At 62.0% G+C, this 18376-nt stretch carries 16 protein-coding genes; 11 read left to right on the forward strand and 5 right to left on the reverse strand.

Annotated elements, in window-relative coordinates:
• Positions 1–308 precede the first annotated feature (308 nt).
• From OIU37_RS01735 to hflX, 6 genes are all read left to right on the forward strand, one after another.
• Positions 309–1298: an aldo/keto reductase gene (locus tag OIU37_RS01735; RefSeq protein WP_264255151.1), complete on the forward strand. Its 990-nt coding sequence runs from the start codon at positions 309–311 to the stop codon at positions 1296–1298.
• Between the two features lie 871 nt (positions 1299–2169).
• Positions 2170–4443 (forward strand): PAS domain-containing sensor histidine kinase, encoded by a 2274-nt coding sequence (locus OIU37_RS01740; protein WP_264255152.1) that lies wholly within the window; start codon positions 2170–2172, stop codon positions 4441–4443.
• A complete protein-coding gene (locus OIU37_RS01745; protein WP_129420810.1) occupies positions 4433–5797 on the forward strand; it encodes a sigma-54 dependent transcriptional regulator in 1365 nt (454 codons plus the stop codon). Before OIU37_RS01740 ends, OIU37_RS01745 begins: the two co-directional genes overlap by 11 nt.
• A gap of 64 nt (positions 5798–5861) precedes the next feature.
• A complete protein-coding gene (locus OIU37_RS01750; RefSeq protein ID WP_264255153.1) occupies positions 5862–6725 on the forward strand; it encodes a D-amino-acid transaminase in 864 nt (287 codons plus the stop codon).
• A gap of 112 nt (positions 6726–6837) precedes the next feature.
• A complete protein-coding gene (gene hfq / locus OIU37_RS01755) occupies positions 6838–7080 on the forward strand; it encodes an RNA chaperone Hfq (protein WP_003539403.1) in 243 nt (80 codons plus the stop codon).
• A gap of 77 nt (positions 7081–7157) precedes the next feature.
• Entirely contained in the window at positions 7158–8483 is a 1326-nt protein-coding gene (hflX, locus tag OIU37_RS01760; RefSeq protein WP_222268805.1) for a GTPase HflX, read from the forward strand.
• 172 nt (positions 8484–8655) lie between these two features.
• Here hflX and mazG read toward each other — a convergent pair whose 3' ends face one another.
• Together mazG and OIU37_RS01770 are read right to left on the reverse strand one after the other, a co-directional pair.
• Entirely contained in the window at positions 8656–9501 is an 846-nt protein-coding gene (gene mazG / locus OIU37_RS01765; RefSeq protein ID WP_264255154.1) for a nucleoside triphosphate pyrophosphohydrolase, read from the reverse strand.
• Positions 9502–9522: 21 nt separating this feature from the next.
• On the reverse strand, positions 9523–10110 hold the full coding sequence (locus tag OIU37_RS01770) for a deaminase (RefSeq protein WP_180695209.1): 588 nt from the start codon (positions 10108–10110) through the stop codon (positions 9523–9525).
• Positions 10111–10378: 268 nt separating this feature from the next.
• Between OIU37_RS01770 and cysG the strand changes: the two genes are divergently transcribed.
• Genes cysG through OIU37_RS01795 form a run of 5 tightly spaced genes read left to right on the forward strand, consistent with a single transcriptional unit; the run spans position 10379 to position 15584 of the window.
• The gene (cysG, locus tag OIU37_RS01775; protein WP_180695208.1) at positions 10379–11815 is read left to right on the forward strand and encodes a siroheme synthase CysG; all 1437 of its coding nucleotides are present in this window, start codon (positions 10379–10381) and stop codon (positions 11813–11815) included.
• A gap of 2 nt (positions 11816–11817) precedes the next feature.
• The gene (locus tag OIU37_RS01780) at positions 11818–12132 is read left to right on the forward strand and encodes a DUF2849 domain-containing protein (protein ID WP_171602363.1); all 315 of its coding nucleotides are present in this window, start codon (positions 11818–11820) and stop codon (positions 12130–12132) included.
• 8 nt (positions 12133–12140) lie between these two features.
• Entirely contained in the window at positions 12141–13811 is a 1671-nt protein-coding gene (locus OIU37_RS01785) for a nitrite/sulfite reductase (protein ID WP_264255155.1), read from the forward strand.
• 10 nt (positions 13812–13821) lie between these two features.
• Positions 13822–14334, forward strand: a complete 513-nt coding sequence (locus OIU37_RS01790; RefSeq protein ID WP_171602365.1) for a DUF934 domain-containing protein — start codon at positions 13822–13824, stop codon at positions 14332–14334.
• A gap of 38 nt (positions 14335–14372) precedes the next feature.
• Complete coding sequence (locus tag OIU37_RS01795) at positions 14373–15584, forward strand: UbiH/UbiF family hydroxylase (protein ID WP_264255156.1); 1212 nt, start codon at positions 14373–14375, stop codon at positions 15582–15584.
• Here OIU37_RS01795 and OIU37_RS01800 read toward each other — a convergent pair.
• From OIU37_RS01800 to OIU37_RS01810, 3 genes are all read right to left on the reverse strand, one after another.
• The gene (locus OIU37_RS01800; protein WP_264255157.1) at positions 15552–16514 is read right to left on the reverse strand and encodes an AEC family transporter; all 963 of its coding nucleotides are present in this window, start codon (positions 16512–16514) and stop codon (positions 15552–15554) included. The two genes, OIU37_RS01795 and OIU37_RS01800, sit on opposite strands and share 33 nt — an antisense overlap.
• 178 nt (positions 16515–16692) lie before the next feature.
• Complete coding sequence (locus tag OIU37_RS01805; protein ID WP_182209592.1) at positions 16693–17628, reverse strand: MBL fold metallo-hydrolase; 936 nt, start codon at positions 17626–17628, stop codon at positions 16693–16695.
• A gap of 212 nt (positions 17629–17840) precedes the next feature.
• A complete protein-coding gene (locus OIU37_RS01810) occupies positions 17841–18329 on the reverse strand; it encodes a cupin (protein WP_240603358.1) in 489 nt (162 codons plus the stop codon).
• Positions 18330–18376 lie beyond the last annotated feature (47 nt).

Here is an 18376-nt window from a genome sequence, read left to right on the forward strand (position 1 = left end):
GTCGCAGTTTCCAATCGCATGTTGCCTATCCGTTCCGAATCTCATCATTCTACTGTTGCTGCCGTCGACTTCCGCCGCAAACGTCGTCGATCGCATGCCACGGGGCGCTCCGACTGATGTCGTGGAGCGCCCTTTTCTTTACCGTTTGGGGCTGACGGGAACTGCGACATCGTGTTCTATGCCGGTCAACGGGCTGAGCCTCGCATATCGTTGTTCATGCCATAGATTACAATCGGTCGTCGATCAATCGGGCGACGCCGACCCCGGTGACCAGCCGGCACATATTCATAACTTTCGGGAGTTGCATGATGGAATATCGACGTTTGGGAAAGTCGGGCCTGAAGGTGAGCGAGTTCTCCTTCGGTTCATGGGTGACGTTCGGTAAGCAGGTCAATGGAGGCGACGCCGTCGACCTCATGAAGCTTGCCTACGACAACGGGGTGAACTTCTTCGACAATGCCGAGGGATATGAGAGCGGCAAGTCAGAAATCGTGATGGGCGAGGCGCTCAGCAAGCTTGGCTGGAGCCGCGACAGCTTCGTCGTCTCCAGCAAGGTCTTCTGGGGAGGTGAGAGGCCGACGCAGCGCGGCCTGTCGCGCAAGCATGTGACCGATGCCTGCCATGCAGCGCTCAAGCGGCTTCAGGTCGACTACCTCGACCTCTACTTCTGCCACCGCCCGGATATCGACACGCCGATCGAGGAAACGGTCCGGGCGATGCACGATCTCGTCGCCCAGGGCAAGGTGCTCTATTGGGGCACATCGGAATGGTCGGCGCAGCAATTGACGGAAGCCTATGCCGTCGCCCGGGATTTGCGCATCACGCCGCCGACCATGGAACAGCCGCAGTACAACATCTTCGAACGCCAGAAGGTCGAATCTGACTATCTGCCGCTCTACGACCTGATCGGCCTTGGCACCACGATCTGGTCACCGCTCGCTTCGGGCGTCCTGACCGGCAAATACAATAATGGTGTGCCAGCCGACAGCCGTATGAACCTGCCGGGCTATGAATGGCTGAAGGAAAAATGGTCCAGCGATACCGGCCGCGCCCAGCTCAAACAAGTCGGCGAGCTTGCAAAGCTCGCGGACGAGATCGGCATATCGATCACGCATCTCGCCCTTTTGTGGTGCCTCGCCAACCGCAACGTCTCGACCGTCATTCTTGGAGCCTCGCGCGCCAGTCAACTGCAGGACAATCTCGCGGCCCTCTCACACCGAGAGAAGATGACGTCTGACGTGCTGGACCGGATCGACTCGATCGTCGGAAACAAGCCCGAAGCACCACGTCGCTTCTAGAGGACCCAAACCTCTCTCGACGGGTCAGATTGAGGCCCGTCGAGCCGCTTCAATCCCTCAGCACTATAGTGCGCAGCGGGCCGTGGGGAGCGGCAGCGTCAAGAGGCATTCCTGAGTAGCCCATAGGCCATTCCTAAAGCATTTTTGAGAGAGCGAGATATTGAGAATTTTCCTGATTTTGCTGGCGGCAATCGTCCTCTTCACAGGTGCCTGGACGTTCATCAGGTTCAAAACTGCCGGCCACAGCTGGGAGGTCTCGCACGATTGCGGAGACCGTGGACCGCTCAGCGACAGTGAGTTCATAACAGCCGCTGTAGCTCAATCCATCCGAGCATCTGAAAACTCACCCTATTTCCTCCAGTCATCGAGGATGACGTCCAATAATAAATTTGCGCCTGAGCTCCTTATGAGACACCCGGATTGCTGCGTTATCTATCGCGGCTTCCCAAATGATTATTTTTCTCCTGAGACGTTCGAGCAGTACATGACGAGAACGTTGGCGAAGGTCGTAAAAATAAACTTCGTGAAGGAGAATACCGTTAACGGAGCATACGTTGGGAGGCTCACGTCGCACTATGTGAAGCTCGATGCATGCGCAAATCAACTAGATTAAAGACGTAAAATGGCGGCGTGGAAAACCACCGACGTCGACGGCGGAGCCGAATTCACGGCCGACGAGACAAGGTTAACACGGCTTGACAATGTGACTAGACGCGTTGCATTTTCGCCACAATGCGTTGCTTAAAGGTCACGCAAGGGTTTTGGACATTCGCTCCCGATCGAGTCGTTGCAGCGCTGGCTTTTTGAGCCGGCGTTGCTTGGTTTTCGATCGGTTGGCGAGGGCGGCGGGTGCCGTCTGAAGAGAGGCCGAATGACGCAGGATGGGGTATCGCCGGCGGCGGCGGCGGGCGAGACGGTGACGACGGTGACCGACCGCCGCGCCCTTTTTGCCGTGCCCGGCCTGGTGCTCGCGGGCGGCGCGCTTCTCTGTGCCACGGCCACGCTTTTCGTGCTGCTTGGCCTGACGCCGATCGCCCCGACGTCGCATGTCGTCATCACCTCGGTGATCGTCAACTCCTTCTTTGTCCTGACGCTGCTCGCCTTGATCGGCCGCGAGGTGGCAAGGCTGCTGAAAGCCCGCACTCGTGGCCGTGCGGCAGCCCGCCTGCACATCCGCATCGTCGTGCTCTTTTCGATCGTGGCGATCACTCCGGCGATCCTCGTCGCCATCTTCGCCAGTATCACGCTGAACGCCGGCCTTGATCGCTGGTTTGCCTTGCGCACCCAGTCGATCGTCAGCTCGTCGCGCAATATCGGCCAAGCCTACATGATGGAGAATGCCAGCTACCTGCAGGGGCAGACGGTCTCCATGGCCAACGACCTGGAGCGCAACCGCGCGCTCTACAGCCTCGACAGGACCGGCTTTTCCGATCTGATGACCCGCCAGGCGAGGGGCCGCGGCCTGCTCGGCGCCTTCCTCGTCGAGCGCGACGGCTCGGTGATCGTCCAGGCCGATATCGCCACCGAAAAGCCGCTGCCGGCCATTCCGCAGGACGCGCTGGAAAAGGCGGCGGCCGGCCAGCCGACGCTGATCCCGCCCGGCGTCACCAATCTCGTCGGCGCCATCATCAAGCTCGATGCCATCCAGGGCACCTTCCTCTATACCGTGCGCGCCGTCGATCCCAAGGTCATGGGCGCCATGCGGATGATGGAGGAGAACGCCACCGAATACCGCTCGATGGAGGCCAACCGCTTCTCGCTGCAGGTCGCCTTCGCCGTACTCTATATCGGCTTCGCGCTGATCGTGCTGCTCGCGGCGATCTGGACCGCGATCGCCGTCGCCGACCGCATCGTCCGGCCGATCCGGCTGCTGATCACGGCGGCCGACAGCGTTGCATCGGGCAATATGGACATCGTCGTGCCGGTGCATGCCGTTGACGGCGACGTCGCCAATCTCTCGCGCACCTTCAACAAGATGATCTCGGAAATCCGCACCCAGCGCGACGAGATCCTCGAAGCCAAGGACGAGGTTGACGACCGCCGCCGCTTCATCGAAGCGGTGCTGTCGGGCGTCACCGCCGCCGTCATCGGCGTCGAACAGGATCGCCGCATAGCCATCGTCAACAGTTCGGCCGAAACGCTGATGTCGCTGTCGGCCGACGAGATGCTCGGCAAGCAGCTGGTCGACATCGCGCCTGAGGTCGATCACGTGCTGACCGAGGCGGCGTCGCGTCATCGCGGCGATTTCCGCAAGCAGATCGCGTTGGTGCGTGGCGGCACTGTGCGGACGCTGAGCGTGCAGGTCACCCGCGAGGAAGTGCGCGACATGAGCGAATCCTACGTGATCACGCTCGACGACATCACCGATCTCGTCATCGCCCAGCGCTCGACCGCCTGGGGCGACGTGGCAAGGCGCATCGCCCATGAGATCAAGAACCCGCTGACCCCGATCCAGCTTTCCGCCGAGCGCATCCAGCGGCGTTACGGCAAGCAGATCGACCCGAACGACCGGACCGTCTTCGACCAATGCACCGATACGATCATCCGCCAGGTCGGCGATATCGGCCGCATGGTCGACGAATTCTCCGCCTTTGCCCGCATGCCGAAGCCGACCAAGGAGCCGAGCGACCTGCGCGATATCCTGCGCGACGCGATCTTCCTGCGCGAGATGGGCAACCATCACGTCACCTTCGAGCAGGATTTCGGCGACCAGCCGCTGGAGGGCCTGTTTGATAGCCGCATGCTCGGCCAGGCCTTCGGAAATCTCATCAAGAATGCCGTCGAATCGATCGAGGCCGTGCCGAGCGACGAGCGGGACGAACGCAAGATTCTCGTCCGCGCCGCACTCGATACCGGCCGCGACCGCTTCACCGTCGATGTGATCGACAATGGCCGCGGCCTGCCGGTGGAGAACCGTCACAGCATTCTGGAACCCTATATGACGATGCGCGAGAAGGGCACCGGCCTCGGCCTCGCCATCGTCAAGAAGATCATCGAGGAACATGGCGGGCAGCTCGAGCTGCATGATGCGCCCGCCGATTTTGACCGGGGAAGAGGGGCCATGATCCGCGTGCATCTGCCACGCCTTGATCCGACGCCTGCTGCTCCCGCATCTAATGACAAGGAAAGCGTTTATGGCCTCTGATATTCTCGTCGTCGACGATGAGCATGATATTCGCGAGATCGTTTCCGGCATTCTCTCGGACGAGGGACACGAGACGCGCACGGCCCATGACAGCGACAGCGCATTGGCGGCGATTTCCGATCGCGTGCCGCGGCTGATCTTCCTCGATATCTGGATGCAGGGCAGCAAGCTCGATGGCCTGTCGCTGCTCGACGAGATCAAGACCCGCCATCCGGAATTGCCCGTCGTGATGATTTCCGGCCACGGCAACATCGAGACCGCCGTCTCGGCGATCAAGCGTGGCGCCTTCGATTTCATCGAGAAGCCCTTCAAGGCCGACCGGCTGATCCTGATCGCCGAACGTGCGCTGGAGAATTCCAAGCTGAAGCGCGAAGTCTCGGATCTGAAGCGCCGCACCGGCGACGCGCTGGAGCTGATCGGCACCTCGGTCGCCGTTTCGCAGCTGCGCCAGACGATCGAGAAGATCTCGCCGACCAACAGCCGCATCATGATCCTCGGCGCCTCCGGTTCCGGCAAGGAGCTGGTGGCGCGGATGATCCACAAGAAGTCGGCCCGCGCCAACGGCCCCTTCGTTGCGATCAACGCCGCCAACATCACGCCCGAACGCATGGAGGTGGCGCTGTTCGGCACCGAGGGCACGCCCGGCCAGGCGCGCAAGATCGGCGCGCTCGAGGAAGCCCATCGCGGCATCCTCTATCTCGACGAAGTTGGCGAAATGCCGCGCGAGACGCAGAACAAGATCCTCCGCGTCCTGGTCGATCAGCAGTTCGAGCGGGTCGGCGGTTCCAAGCGCGTCAAGGTCGATGTCCGCATCATCTCCTCGACCGCCTATAATCTCGAAAGCCGCATCGCCGAAGGCTGGTTCCGCGAGGATCTCTATCATCGCCTTGCCGTCGTGCCGGTGCGTGTGCCCGCACTAGCCGAACGGCGCGAGGACATTCCCTTCCTCGTCGATCAGCTGATGCGCCAGATATCGGAGCAGGCCGGCATCCGTCCGCGCCGCATCGGCGATGACGCCATGGCGGTGCTGCAGGCGCATGACTGGCCCGGCAACATCCGCCAGCTGCGCAACAATATCGAGCGGCTGATGATCCTTGCCCGCACCGACGGCCCCGATGCGCCGATCACGGCCGACATGCTGCCAACCGATCTTGGCGACATGCTGCCGAAGGTGTCCGCCAAGAACGACTATCACATCATGACGCTGCCGCTGCGCGAAGCCCGCGAGATGTTCGAGAAGGATTACCTGATCGCCCAGATCAACCGCTTCGGCGGCAATATCTCGCGCACCGCGGAATTCGTCGGCATGGAGCGTTCGGCGCTACACCGCAAGCTGAAGTCGCTCGGCGTCTGATCGTTTCCGGCGCGACCGATGCCGCGCCGCGTCCCATATTGCTTCCCGGAAGACCAGGTTTCCCATGCCGAGAATTGCCTATGTGAATGGCCGTTACGTCAAGCATTCCGATGCCAGCGTGCATATCGAGGATCGCGGCTACCAGTTTGCCGATGGCGTCTACGAGGTCTGCGAAGTGCGCCACGGCTATATCGTCGACCTCACGCGCCATCTGAACCGTCTCGACCGATCGCTTAGTGAGTTGCGCATCGCCTGGCCGATGGGCCGGGCGGCACTGACGCAGGTCATTCGCGAGACGCTGCGCCGCAACCATGTCCGCAACGGGCTTTTCTACATGCAGGTGACGCGCGGCGTCGCCCGCCGCGATCATGTCTTTCCGGCTGAGGGTACGCCGCCCTCGCTGGTGATCACCGCCAAAAGCACCGACGCCAGGATCATCGCCGCCAAGAACGCCAACGGCATCAAGGCGATCACCCTTGTCGACAATCGCTGGGACCGCGTCGACATCAAGTCCGTCGGCCTGCTGCCGAATGCCATGGCCCGCCAGCAGGCCAAGGAGGCCGGCGCCCAGGAAGCGATCTATGTCGATGGCGACGGCATGGTGAAGGAAGGGGCGGCGACCAATGTCTGGATCGTCGATCCGGACGGAACGCTGGTGACGCGCCCGGCCGAACACGGCATCCTGCGCGGCATTACCCGCACCACTCTGATGGATGTCGGAGCCAAGCTGGGGTTGAGTATCGCGGAGCGGAATTTCTCCGTTTCGGAGATGCTCGCAGCCCGCGAGGTCTTCCTCACTGCAGCCACAAGCATTTGTTTTCCGGTCGTTTCCGTCGATGGCCAGCCCATTGCCAACGGCCATCCAGGCAGCGTTTCGCAGAAAGTCCGCGAGGCCTTTTTCGACGTTGCGGAAAAGATTGCGATTTGATACCAAGATTTGCTGGACAGGTGGAATGAGGATGCCACCGGTCTTCGCATGGTGAGGTTGATTGATATTCTACCGGCCAGATCAGGTCGGCAATAAAGAAAGAAGCGGCGCGATGGCGGAACGTTCTCAGAATCTTCAGGACTTATTTCTCAATACTGTTCGCAAGCAAAAGATTTCCCTGACAATCTTTCTGATCAACGGCGTGAAACTCACGGGCGTTGTTACGTCTTTTGACAATTTCTGTGTTCTTCTTCGCCGTGACGGCCACTCGCAGCTCGTGTATAAGCATGCGATATCGACGATCATGCCAGGCCAGCCCATGCAGATGTTCGAGAGCGAAGAAGCCGCGTCCTAACAGGATCAGCCGTCATTTCGACACGCGATACCAAGAACGATTCGATCATCCCTGAGGCCGCCAAGCACAGGGACGACATGCGCGCGACTGTCGTCGTGCCGGTTCTGAAATCGCGCAGTCGCGGCGGCCAGAGCGAATCGGCCTCGACCCGCACGCCGGAAAGCCGGCTCGAAGAGGCGACGGGCCTTGCCCAGGCGATCGACCTCGATGTCGTCAATGGCCAGATCGTCCCGGTCAATGATCCGAGACCGGCCACGCTGCTCGGCACCGGCAAGATCGAGGAGATCAAGGCGCTGCTCGACGAGCGCGATTCCGGTCTCGTCATCGTCGATCATCCGTTGACGCCGGTGCAGCAGCGCAACCTCGAAAAGGAATGGAACGCCAAGGTCATCGACCGGACGGGCCTCATCCTCGAAATCTTCGGCCGCCGCGCTTCCACCAAGGAAGGCACGCTGCAGGTCGATCTCGCCCATCTCAATTATCAGAAGGGCCGGCTGGTCCGAAGCTGGACCCACCTTGAACGCCAGCGCGGCGGTGGCGGCTTCATGGGTGGCCCCGGCGAAACCCAGATCGAAGCCGACCGGCGGATGCTGCAGGATCGCATCATCAAGCTCGAACGCGAGCTGGAGCAGGTCGTGCGCACCCGCCAGCTCCATCGTGCCAAGCGCCGCAAGGTGCCGCACCCGATCGTGGCGCTGGTCGGTTACACCAATGCCGGCAAGTCGACGCTGTTCAACCGCATCACCGGCGCCGGCGTGCTGGCCGAGGACATGCTGTTTGCCACGCTCGACCCGACGCTTCGGCGCATGAAGCTGCCGCACGGCCGCACCGTCATCCTGTCCGACACCGTCGGCTTCATCTCCGATCTTCCGACCCATCTGGTCGCCGCCTTCCGGGCGACGCTGGAAGAGGTGCTGGAAGCCGATCTCATCCTGCATGTCCGCGACATGTCCGATGCCGACAACCAGGCGCAGAGCTCCGACGTGATGCGCATCCTGAACGATCTCGGCATCGACGAGGCCGAAGCCGAAAAGCGTCTGATCGAGGTCTGGAACAAGATCGACCGGCTGGAGCCCGAGGTGCACGACACCATGGTGCAAAAATCGGCCGGCGCCAGCAACGTGGTGGCCGTTTCCGCCGTCAGCGGCGAGGGCGTCGACACGCTGATGGAAGAGATCAGCCGCAGACTGTCCGGTGTGATGACGGTGGCGACGATCCGTCTCCCGGTCGACAAGCTGGCGCTGCTGCCCTGGCTTTACGACCACGCGATCGTCGACGGCCGTGAGGATAATGAAGACGGCACGATCACCCTCGATCTACGCCTGTCCGAAACCGAGGCAACCGAACTCGAACGCCGCATCGGCAACGGACAGAAATCTTCAAAGGAAGATTGGGAGCGGTAAGCGTGCCTTCTTGCTCCCTCTTCTCCCCAGCGGGGAGAAGGTGCCCGTAGGGCGGATGAGGGGGCCACACGGCACGCCTTTCATTGCTCTTCGCTTCCGCTAAGCGCATTTGCCCTGCCGGCATCTTCTCCCCGCTGGGGAGAAGGGAGATGTGGCAACGCTGTGCTTCACTTCACTCAACCCCCGACGTCACAGCTCTTTCAATCGCCTTCGCCGCCTGCCAAATTTCTTCCATGCGCTCGAGAGTGGCTGCCTCCAGCGTCTCGCCCTCTTCTTCAAGAACCTGTTCTATATGGCTGAAGCGACGACGGAATTTCGTATTCGTTCCCCGCACTGCCTGTTCCGGATCCGCCTTCACATGCCGACCGATATTGACGACGGCGAAGATCAGGTCGCCGAGTTCGTCGCTGACCTTTGCCTGATCGCCTTCGCGAAGGGCTGCCCGCAATTCGCCGATCTCCTCCTCGATCTTGTCGAGGATCGGCTCGGGCGCTGACCAATCGAAGCCGACCTTGGCGGCGCGTTCCTGCAGCTTCAACGCTTCCGTCAAAGCCGGGAAGCTGCGCTGCACCGAGCCGAGGAAGCCGCTGTTGAAGTCCTCGGTGATGCCGCGCCGTGACCGCCGCTCGGCGCGCTCGCGTTTCTCCGCCTGCTTGATTTCGTCCCATTGTCTCTTCACCGCGTCCGGCGTATCCGCCGCCGAGCGGGCAAAGACGTGCGGGTGGCGGCGGATCATCTTGGCGGTGATGGCGTTGACCACGTCGCCGAAGGAAAATTCGCCGGCCTCCTCGGCCATGCGGGCGTGAAAGACCACCTGCAGCAGCAGGTCGCCCAACTCGTCGCAGAGGTCGTCCATATCGCCGCGCTCGATCGCATCGGAGACCTCATAGGCCTCCTCGATCGTATAGGGCTTGATCGTCTCGAAGTTCTGTTCGATGTCCCAGGGGCAGCCGGTTTCGGGATGGCGCAGCGCCGCCATGATCTCGATCAGCCGCGAAATGTCTTTGGAAGGTTGCATATTGCCTCAGGTCAGCGGGCTTCAGTTCAGTGGAATGTCGTTGGCGCTCTTCGACGACTGGTAGCTGGTCGACAGCGCGTCGTAGCGCGCCTTGATGCGGGCGGTCTGCGTCTTCAGCGCGGTCTTCAGCGGAGCCTCTTCGGTCTCGACGAGATCGGCGATGGCAAAGCTGTTCCAGAAGGCGTTTTGCCTGCTGTAGCCGCCGGGTTCAAGCCCGAAGACCTCCTTCAGGATCTTCAGGTCGTGCGGAATGGCGAAGGCGTCGCGGGAATCCTCATGGCTGAAAAAATAGTAGAAATTGTCGAATCCCGCCCAGGTGATCGCCGACATACACATGGTGCAGGGTTCGTGCGTCGACAGGAAGATCAGATCCTTGGTCGGCGGCTTGTCGCCCAGCTCGTAGAAACGCTTCAGCGTATGCACCTCGCCGTGCCAGAGCGGATTCTCCAGCTCGTTATTGGTTTCGGCGACGACAAGCGAAAGATCGAATTTCCTTAAGATCGCCGCACCGAACACCTTATTCCCAAGCGAAACGCCACGCTCCGTCAGCGGCAGGATATCGTCTTCCATGACCTGAAGCAGGCGGGAGGCAATGGTCTTATCAGGCATGAGGGCCCTCCAGTTTTCCTCAGTCTATCGCCTTGGCGGCGCGAGTGAAATGCGTGAAGCACCGGTGGACGTCTTTTGTCACAGGCTTTATACTGCATTGCAGCAAACGGGCTGGAAATATGCGGCTTTTCGGCAGCACGGGTGACTTTTCTCAAATCACCGACGGCACGAGCAAAAGAATACCTGCTTGCTTAGGCTTTCGAATTTCTGTTCCTTCAATCCCTTGTCGATCAAGGGCATATTCCGGCAACTTCGAAGTGGATTGATGATGCCTCCCAAGACTGAACAGCTTTCGGTATTTCCCGCCTTCTTTCGCGTGGAAGGCCAGAAGACGGCTGTCTTCGGCAATGGCGACGAAGCTTTCGCCAAGGTGCGGCTGCTGCTGAACACAAAGGCGCGGATTGTCGCCTATGCCGACCGGCCGGAAGCCGATTACCACGCCTTCCTGATCGCCAACCGTATCGAAACCGTGCGCGCTGCCTTCTCCGCCGAACAGGTCAAGGGTTCAGCGCTTGTCTTCGCCGCAACCGGCAATGAAGCCGACGACCGCAGCATCGTCGACGCTGCGCGTGCCGCGAGAATTCCGGCCAATGCCGTCGATCAGCCCGATTACTGCGATTTCTTCACGCCGGCGTTGGTCAACCGCGCGCCCGTCGCCGTTGCGATCGGCACCGAAGGGGCAGGGCCGGTTCTGGCGCAGATGATCCGCGCGCAGATCGACCAGCTTCTTGCGCCCTCGCTCGGCCGCCTTGCCGGGCTGGCAACGAGCTATCGCAAGGCCGTCGAGCAACTGATTCCGAGAGGCGTCTCCCGCCGGGTCTTCTGGCGCCGTTTCTTTTCCGGTGCCGTTGCCGATGCGGTCGCCAACGGCAACCTGCCGCAGGCCTGCCATGCCGCCGATCGGCTGCTGCACGCGATGGACAAGGTCGCCGGTCACGTCTGGCTGGTCGGTGCCGGTCCGGGTGCCGAGGATCTGCTGACGTTGCGCGCCCAGCGCGTAATGATGGAAGCCGATGTCATCGTCTATGACGCGCTGGTGCCGCAGGCGATCGTCGATATGGGTCGCCGTGATGCCGAGCGGCTTTCCGTCGGCAAGCGCAAGGGCTGCCACTCGAAGTCCCAGGAAGAGATCAACGACCTGCTGGTCGATCTCGGTCGCCAGGGCAAGCGTGTCGTCCGCCTGAAATCCGGCGATCCCTTGGTTTATGGCCGGGCAGGGGAAGAGATGGCGGCACTGCGCGCCGCCGGTATCACCTATGAGGTCGTGCCGGGCATCACCTCGGCCTTCGCCGCCGCTGCCGATTTCGAGCTGCCGCTGACGCTGCGCGGCGTTGCCTCCTCGCTGGTCTTCACCACCGGCCATGATCTCACCGGCGACGTGCTGCCTGATTGGGCAAGCCTTGCCGTCTCCGGCGCGACGATTGCCGTCTATATGGGCCGCACGGTCGCTGCCTCCGTTGCCGAGCGGCTGATGCAGGCGGGCATTCCTGCGGAAACCACCGTCGCCGTCATCGAAAATGCCAGCCGCGCCGATCGCCGCCTGCTGCATGGCACGCTTGCCGATCTGCCCGATCTGCAGCGCCGCGACGAGTTGACCGGACCTGTCATGGTCATCATCGGCGATGCGGTCGCCGGCGCCAATTTCGAACTGTCCGAGCCACTGGTGCGCGCGAACGCCCGGCTCGAGGAACTTGCAAGGAGCTGAATATGGGTGACAAGGTTCTGACCGCCAACCGGCTGACGGACGGCATTGCCGTCTGGCTGGATGCGAACGGCAAGTGGTCCACCTCGCTGCAGGAGGCGCTCGTTGCCCGTCATGCCGAGGCCGTTGCGGCGCTGGAAGAGATCGGCAAGAAATCCTATGCCGACAATGAGGTCGTTGACGTCGCCGTCGTCGACGTTCAGGAAACCAACGGCATTCTCTGGCCGCTTCGCCTTCGCGAGCGCATCCGTGCGCAGGGCCCGACCATGGAATATGCCCCGGGCTACGCTCCTGCCGATCCCGAATTCATTGCAGTCTGAGGAAGACGATGTACCGTTACGACGAATTTGACCATGCCTTTGTTACCGAGCGCGTCGAGCAGTTTCGCGATCAGGTCCAGCGCCGCCTTTCCGGCGAGCTCGCCGAGGACGCGTTCAAGCCGCTGCGCCTGATGAACGGCGTCTACCTGCAGCTTCATGCCTATATGCTGCGCATTGCCATTCCCTATGGCACGCTGAGCTCGCGCCAGTTGCGCATGCTCGCCCATATCGCCCGCACCTATGACCGCGGTTATGGCCACTTCACCACGCGCCAGAACCTGCAGTTCAACTGGCCGAAACTGTCCGATATTCCCGATGCGCTGGCCGACCTTGCCAGCGTAGAGATGCATGCGCTGCAGACCTCGGGCAATTGCATCAGAAACGTCACCGCCGATCACTTCGCCGGTGCCGCCGCCGATGAGGTCGCTGATCCCAGACCCTACGCCGAAATCCTGCGCCAATGGTCGTCGGTCCACCCGGAATTCTCCTTCCTGCCGCGCAAGTTCAAGATCGCCGTCACCGGCGCCGAGCGTGACCGCGCCGCAATCCAGGTCCATGATATCGGCCTGCACGTAAAGAAGAACGACAAGGGCGAAATCGGCTTTGCCGTCTACGTCGGCGGCGGCCAGGGCCGTACGCCGATGATCGCCAAGCTGATCCGCGACTTCCTGCCTGAGGAAGACCTACTCTCCTACACCACGGCGATCGTGCGCGTGTACAATCTGCACGGCCGTCGCGACAACAAGTACAAGGCCCGCATCAAGATCCTCGTGCACGAAACCGGCACCGAGGAGCTGACGCGCCAGGTGGAGGCCGAATTCGCCGCGCTGAAGGATACCGAGCTCAAGCTGCCGGAAAAGGACGTCCAGTCGATCGCTGCCTATTTCGCGCCGCCTGAGCTGCCCCAGCGCGCCGAAGGCTGGGAAAACCTCGCCCGCTGGAAGAAGGCTGATTCCGGTTTCTCCCGCTGGGTCCAGCAGAACGTGCAGCCGCACAAGAACCCCGATTACGGCATGGTGACGATCTCGCTGAAGCCGATCGGCGGCATTCCGGGCGATGCCTCGGATGCGCAGATGGATGCGATCGCCGATCTTGCCGAGGAATATGCCTTCGACGAGATCCGTGTCAGCCATGAGCAGAACCTTATCCTGCCGCATGTGGCGCTTGCCGATCTCGAAGCCGTCTATCGCGGCCTCGTCGCCATCAATCTCGCCGAAGCCAATGCCGGCCTGATCACTGATATCATTGCCTGTCCCGGGCTGGACTACTGCGCGCTCGCCAATGCGCGCTCCATTCCGCTGGCGCAGGAAATCTCCCGCCGCTTCGGCAATGCCGAACGCCAGGCCGAGATCGGCGAGCTGAAGATCAAGATCTCCGGCTGCATCAATGCCTGCGGCCATCACCATGTCGGCCATATCGGCCTGCTCGGTGTCGAGAAGAAGGGCGCCGAACTCTACCAGATCACGCTCGGCGGCTCCGGCGACGAACATACCTCGATTGGCGAAATCATCGGCCGCGGCTTCGAGCCGGACCGGGTGACGGACGCGATCGAGACGATCGTCGACACCTATCTCGGCCTGCGCCTTAATCATTCCGAGAACTTCCTCGCCGCTTATCGCCGTGTCGGACCGCAGCCGTTCAAGACTGCGCTCTACGGCTCGGCCGCCGAAGCGGCATAAGGAGGGGATGATGACGAAGATCTGGAGAGAAACCGGTTTTGTCGAAAACGATCCCTGGGTGATCGAAACCGACGAGGTGAAGGCGACCGAGGAGCAGAAGCCGCTGCTCGGTCTCGACGAACTGATCGCCAAGGCCGACGAAAGCAACGATGTCGGCCTCGGCGTGCTGATCAAGCCGGCCGACGATGTGCGCCGTCTGGAGCCCTATCTCGATCGCCTCGAAATCGTCGCCGTCGCCTTTCCGGCTTTCAACGACGGCCGCGCCTTCAGCCATGCCTCACTGCTGCGCCAGCGCCTCGGCTATACCAACGAGCTGCGCGCCGTCGGTGACGTGCTGATCGATCAGGTGCCGCTGATGCTGCGCGTCGGCATCGACAGCTTTTCGGTCAGCAATGCCACGGCATTGAAGCGGCTTTCCGAAAACCGTCTTCCCGCCATTCCCCATCATTATCAGCCGGCGGTGCGTGACGCCGACGCCGGCAAGGGCTATAGTTGGCGCCGTCAGGCGAAGCCGGCCGCATAAGCGGCCGGTCCGCCTATTTACGATGGCGGAACAGTAGCATGAAGACATTCGAAGTGGCGGTGATCGGTGGCGGTCTCGCCGGCATGATCGCCGCAATCGCGCTTGCGCGCGGCGGTCGCAACGTGGCGCTGGTGGCACCTTCGGCTCCGAAGGAGGACCGGCGCACCACGGCGCTGATGGATCAATCGATCCGCTTCCTCGACCGCCTGGCGCTATGGGAAAAACTCCGTCCCGCGGCCGCTCCTCTGACCAGCATGCGCATCGTCGACGGCACCGATCGGCTGCTGCGCGCGCCGACCACCACCTTCCGCGCCGCCGAGGTCGGCCTCGATGCCTTCGGCTATAATTTCCCCAACAAGGCGCTGATCGATATCCTCGAAGAGGCCGCAGCCGGCGAGGGCAATATCACCCGCTTTACCGATATGGCCGAATCGCTCGAAATATCGGCTGAAGCCGTCTCGATCACGCTGGCCGGCGGCGAGACGCTGTCGGCCGATTTTGCCGTCGGCGCCGATGGCCGCGGCTCGAAGCTGCGCGAGACATCCGGCATTACCGTGCGCAACTGGTCCTATCCGCAATCGGCCATGGTGCTGAACTTCGCCCATTCGCTGCCGCACCAGAACATCTCGACTGAATTTCACACCAAACACGGCCCCTTCACCCAGGTGCCGCTGCCGGGGAGCCGCTCCAGCCTCGTCTGGGTGCAGGATCCCGCTGAGGCGGCGAGCCGCATGGAATTGCCGCTTACCGAGCTCGGCGCTCTTGTCGAGGCGCGCATGCAATCCATGCTCGGCAAGGTCAGCGTCGAGGAGGGCGTCCAGGTCTGGCCGCTCTCCGGCATGATGTCGCATCGTTTCGGCAAAGGACGCATTGCGCTGATCGGCGAGGCCGCCCATGTCTTCCCGCCGATCGGGGCGCAGGGGCTGAACCTCAGCCTGCGTGATATCATGGCGCTTGCCGATATCCTCTGCGACAGGGCGGAGCTGCCGGTGCCGGCCGATGCCGGCGAAAGCTTCGACCGCAGGCGCCGCGCCGATATCATGACGCGCACGGCCAGTGTCGATATTCTCAACCGCTCGCTGCTTTCGGATTTCCTGCCCGTCCAGATGCTGCGGGCTGCCGGCCTGCATATCCTCTCGGCCATGCCGCCGCTGCGCAACATCGTCATGCGCGAGGGAATCGAGCCCGGCCGCGGCTTTCGCGATATTCCGGATGCCCTAAGGGAAAAGCTGAAGCGGAAGAAGGCCTGATCGGATCACGATCAGCCAGAGCGAAACGCTCACCACCGAAAACACCGTGGTGATCAGGATCGTCGCCGAGGCGCGCTCCTGCCAGACGCCGTATTGCTGGCCGATGACGAAGACGTTGGTCGCCGTCGGCAGTGAGGCGAGCAGCACGGCGGCCTGAATCCAGACCGGCTCGAAACCACCCACCGCCGTCAGCGCAACGAAAACCGCGATCGGATGCAGGATCAGCTTCGCCGGCACGATATAGGAGATCTCGACCGGGATCCGCTTCAGCGGCCGCAGCGCCAGCGTCACGCCCATGGCAAAGAGCGCGCAGGGCGCGGCCGCCTGGGCGAGGTAATCGACGAGGCGCTGAAACGCCGGCGGCTGATCGATGTGCAAGGCGGCCACGGCAAAGCCCAGCGCCGTCGACAGGATGAAGGGATGCAGCGCAACCTTCCGGACGATATCGGCGGCAAGCTGGCCTGTTGAACGTTTGTCGTCACCGGCCGCCGCCATCAGCGCCGGCGCCACGATGAAATGCAGCGCGTTCTCGAAGCAGATGATCAGTGCCACCGGCACGGCCGCGCCTTCGCCGAGCGCCAAGAGTGCCAGGCCCGGCCCCATATAGCCGATATTGCCATAGGCGCCGGCAAAGGACTGGATGGTGCAATCGGCAAGCGAATTGCCGCGCACCAGGCGGCCGATGACAAAAAGCAGGATGAAGACCGCATAGGTCGCCGCGATATCGGTGACGATGAAGTCGACGCGGGTCAGCTCCTCGATCGGCGTGCGCGAGACGAGCTTGAAGAACAGAGCGGGCAGGGCGGCATAAATGATGAAGGTGTTCAGCCAGCCCAACGCCTCAGCCGGCTGCTTCGTCGCCTTGGCGGCGATGTAACCGATCAGGATCAGGCCGAAGAACGGCAATAGAAGGCTGACGATATCGGCCAAGAGGTCTTCCAGGGCGCGGGGATTACAGGGCGGGTCAGGATCTGACTTAACGTAATTCCAGCAACAGCGCATAGCGGTTTTGCCGGAATTGCGTGAAAACAAAGAGATAGAGCGTTTTCGTCACTCGGAGAAAGACGGAAACGCTCTAATTTTGTTGAGGTCCTAACCCGACAGGCCGTCAGTAGTCCCAGAAAGCCGCTACCCAGCGAAAGGCGTCGCCGTCGACTGCCACCCGGCCGACGGAGGGGAACGGCAGGTGCGTGGCCACCAGCTGCTCGCCGGTCTCGGCCAGTTCCCGCAACAGACGGAGCCGAACGCGCGCCGCCTCCTCGGGGTCATGTTCGAAGCCGTTGTACCAGTCGGGGTGTTCAAATCCGACCGCGAACACGGCGTCGCCGGCAAACATCAGCCGGTCGCCGCCGGACGCCACGCGGATCACGCTGTGCCCGGGGGTGTGGCCGCCGGTGCGATGGACGACCACGCCCGGCGCCACCTCGTACTCGTCATCGAACAGCCTGAAATGGCTGCGATACTCTTTGGCGAACCGCTTGGCGGTCGCCCGAAGCGCGTCCGGGAAGCCCGGCGGCATGGAGACCCGGGAGAAATCGGGCGCCTCCCAGAACTTGACCTCGGCGGCCGCCACGTGGATCCGCAGGTCCGGACGCAGCTGCTCCTTCACCCCGTCGACGAGCAGCCCGCCAATGTGGTCCATATGCATGTGGGTCAGCACCACGTCGGTCACCGACGCAAGATCGATGCCGGCGGCCTCCAGTCGCTTGATCAGCTGCCCGGCCTTCGGCAGGTGCAAGTCCGGGTCGAGCCCCAGCCCGGCGTCAAGGAGTATGGTCTGGTCGCCGCTGCGTACCACGACCACGTTCAGCGCCCAGTCGAAAGCGTCCGCTGGCAGGAACATGTCTTTCAGCCAGGCCGCTCGGACGGCGGGATCGATGTTGTGTCCCAGCATCGCGGTTGGGAGCGGTAGCACTCCGTCGCTGACCACCAGCACCTCAATCTCGCCGACCTGCACCGCGTAGCGCGACGGAACCAATTCGTCGAGCCGAGGTCTGCCGGTGTGTGCGGTGTTTTCCAGGCTCATCTTTGTCTCAAGGTTCATGTTCGTCTCCTTCTGACCGCCGCCTTAAACACGGCATCGACGACGCTACATGGAGGCGTCTTTGCGATCGATTGGTCGAGGGATAAGGACGAGTGGGGCCGAGGGACAGGACAAGCCATACCACGGCATAGGTGCGGGCCTGGCTTTTTGCTGCCGACGTGGTGCTGATGGGGGCGGAGTCGATCAGATCGGCGATCGCGGTGCGCGAATGACTACCGCCATTTCTCGATGAGAAATCCCGATGGTCCTTGAACGGGATCGGTGTGGGGTAGGGGTACTGACGAGATTTTCGTCAGCGTTTCGCTTGAAGCAGCCGACGTCTGAATGTCGGCATGCTGTCCCTTAGGATAAGCGCCGATGACCTGGAAGTTCGACGTGCAGCCGAGATTCTGATGCCCTGTCCCGGCTGGAAGCACCAGACAGTCTCCGGCCGCCACCGCTATTGCTTGACCGCCGGGACCACCAATCAGCAGCGTGGCGCTACCAAGTGCAATTCCCAGCACTTCATGGGCACCGGAATGGTAGTGCTGATAATCGAAGACACCGTTTGCCCAGATGCCTGTCCAACCGTTTGCCGCGAAGCGACGTTCGAAATCCGTCGGTCCGCCGTCGGCAAACAGCCCTCCGTAAAGCAATACAGGAAGATGCGGGTTGTTCGGGACCCAGTCGCTCGGCCCGAAAATTATCGTCTCGGTGTTCATACTGAATTCCCAACGTAGTCGTCGATTGCCGCGACGCGACGGCCATC

This window comes from Rhizobium sp. BT-226 (assembly GCF_025847085.2).
GTDB lineage: Bacteria > Pseudomonadota > Alphaproteobacteria > Rhizobiales > Rhizobiaceae > Rhizobium > Rhizobium sophorae.

Excerpts from the sequence above, each read along its gene's own strand:
- OIU37_RS01735 (WP_264255151.1), top strand. The coding sequence starts at position 309 with ATGGAATATCGACGTTTGGGAAAGTCGGGCCTGAAGGTGAGCGAGTTC.
- OIU37_RS01740 (WP_264255152.1), top strand. The coding sequence starts at position 2,170 with ATGACGCAGGATGGGGTATCGCCGGCGGCGGCGGCGGGCGAGACGGTG.
- OIU37_RS01745 (WP_129420810.1), top strand. The coding sequence starts at position 4,433 with ATGGCCTCTGATATTCTCGTCGTCGACGATGAGCATGATATTCGCGAG.
- OIU37_RS01750 (WP_264255153.1), top strand. The coding sequence starts at position 5,862 with ATGCCGAGAATTGCCTATGTGAATGGCCGTTACGTCAAGCATTCCGAT.
- hfq (WP_003539403.1), top strand. The coding sequence starts at position 6,838 with ATGGCGGAACGTTCTCAGAATCTTCAGGACTTATTTCTCAATACTGTT.
- hflX (WP_222268805.1), top strand. The coding sequence starts at position 7,158 with ATGCGCGCGACTGTCGTCGTGCCGGTTCTGAAATCGCGCAGTCGCGGC.
- mazG (WP_264255154.1), bottom strand. The coding sequence starts at position 9,501 with ATGCAACCTTCCAAAGACATTTCGCGGCTGATCGAGATCATGGCGGCG.
- OIU37_RS01770 (WP_180695209.1), bottom strand. The coding sequence starts at position 10,110 with ATGCCTGATAAGACCATTGCCTCCCGCCTGCTTCAGGTCATGGAAGAC.
- cysG (WP_180695208.1), top strand. The coding sequence starts at position 10,379 with ATGCCTCCCAAGACTGAACAGCTTTCGGTATTTCCCGCCTTCTTTCGC.
- OIU37_RS01780 (WP_171602363.1), top strand. The coding sequence starts at position 11,818 with ATGGGTGACAAGGTTCTGACCGCCAACCGGCTGACGGACGGCATTGCC.
- OIU37_RS01785 (WP_264255155.1), top strand. The coding sequence starts at position 12,141 with ATGTACCGTTACGACGAATTTGACCATGCCTTTGTTACCGAGCGCGTC.
- OIU37_RS01790 (WP_171602365.1), top strand. The coding sequence starts at position 13,822 with ATGACGAAGATCTGGAGAGAAACCGGTTTTGTCGAAAACGATCCCTGG.
- OIU37_RS01795 (WP_264255156.1), top strand. The coding sequence starts at position 14,373 with ATGAAGACATTCGAAGTGGCGGTGATCGGTGGCGGTCTCGCCGGCATG.
- OIU37_RS01805 (WP_182209592.1), bottom strand. The coding sequence starts at position 17,628 with ATGAACCTTGAGACAAAGATGAGCCTGGAAAACACCGCACACACCGGC.
- OIU37_RS01810 (WP_240603358.1), bottom strand. The coding sequence starts at position 18,329 with ATGAACACCGAGACGATAATTTTCGGGCCGAGCGACTGGGTCCCGAAC.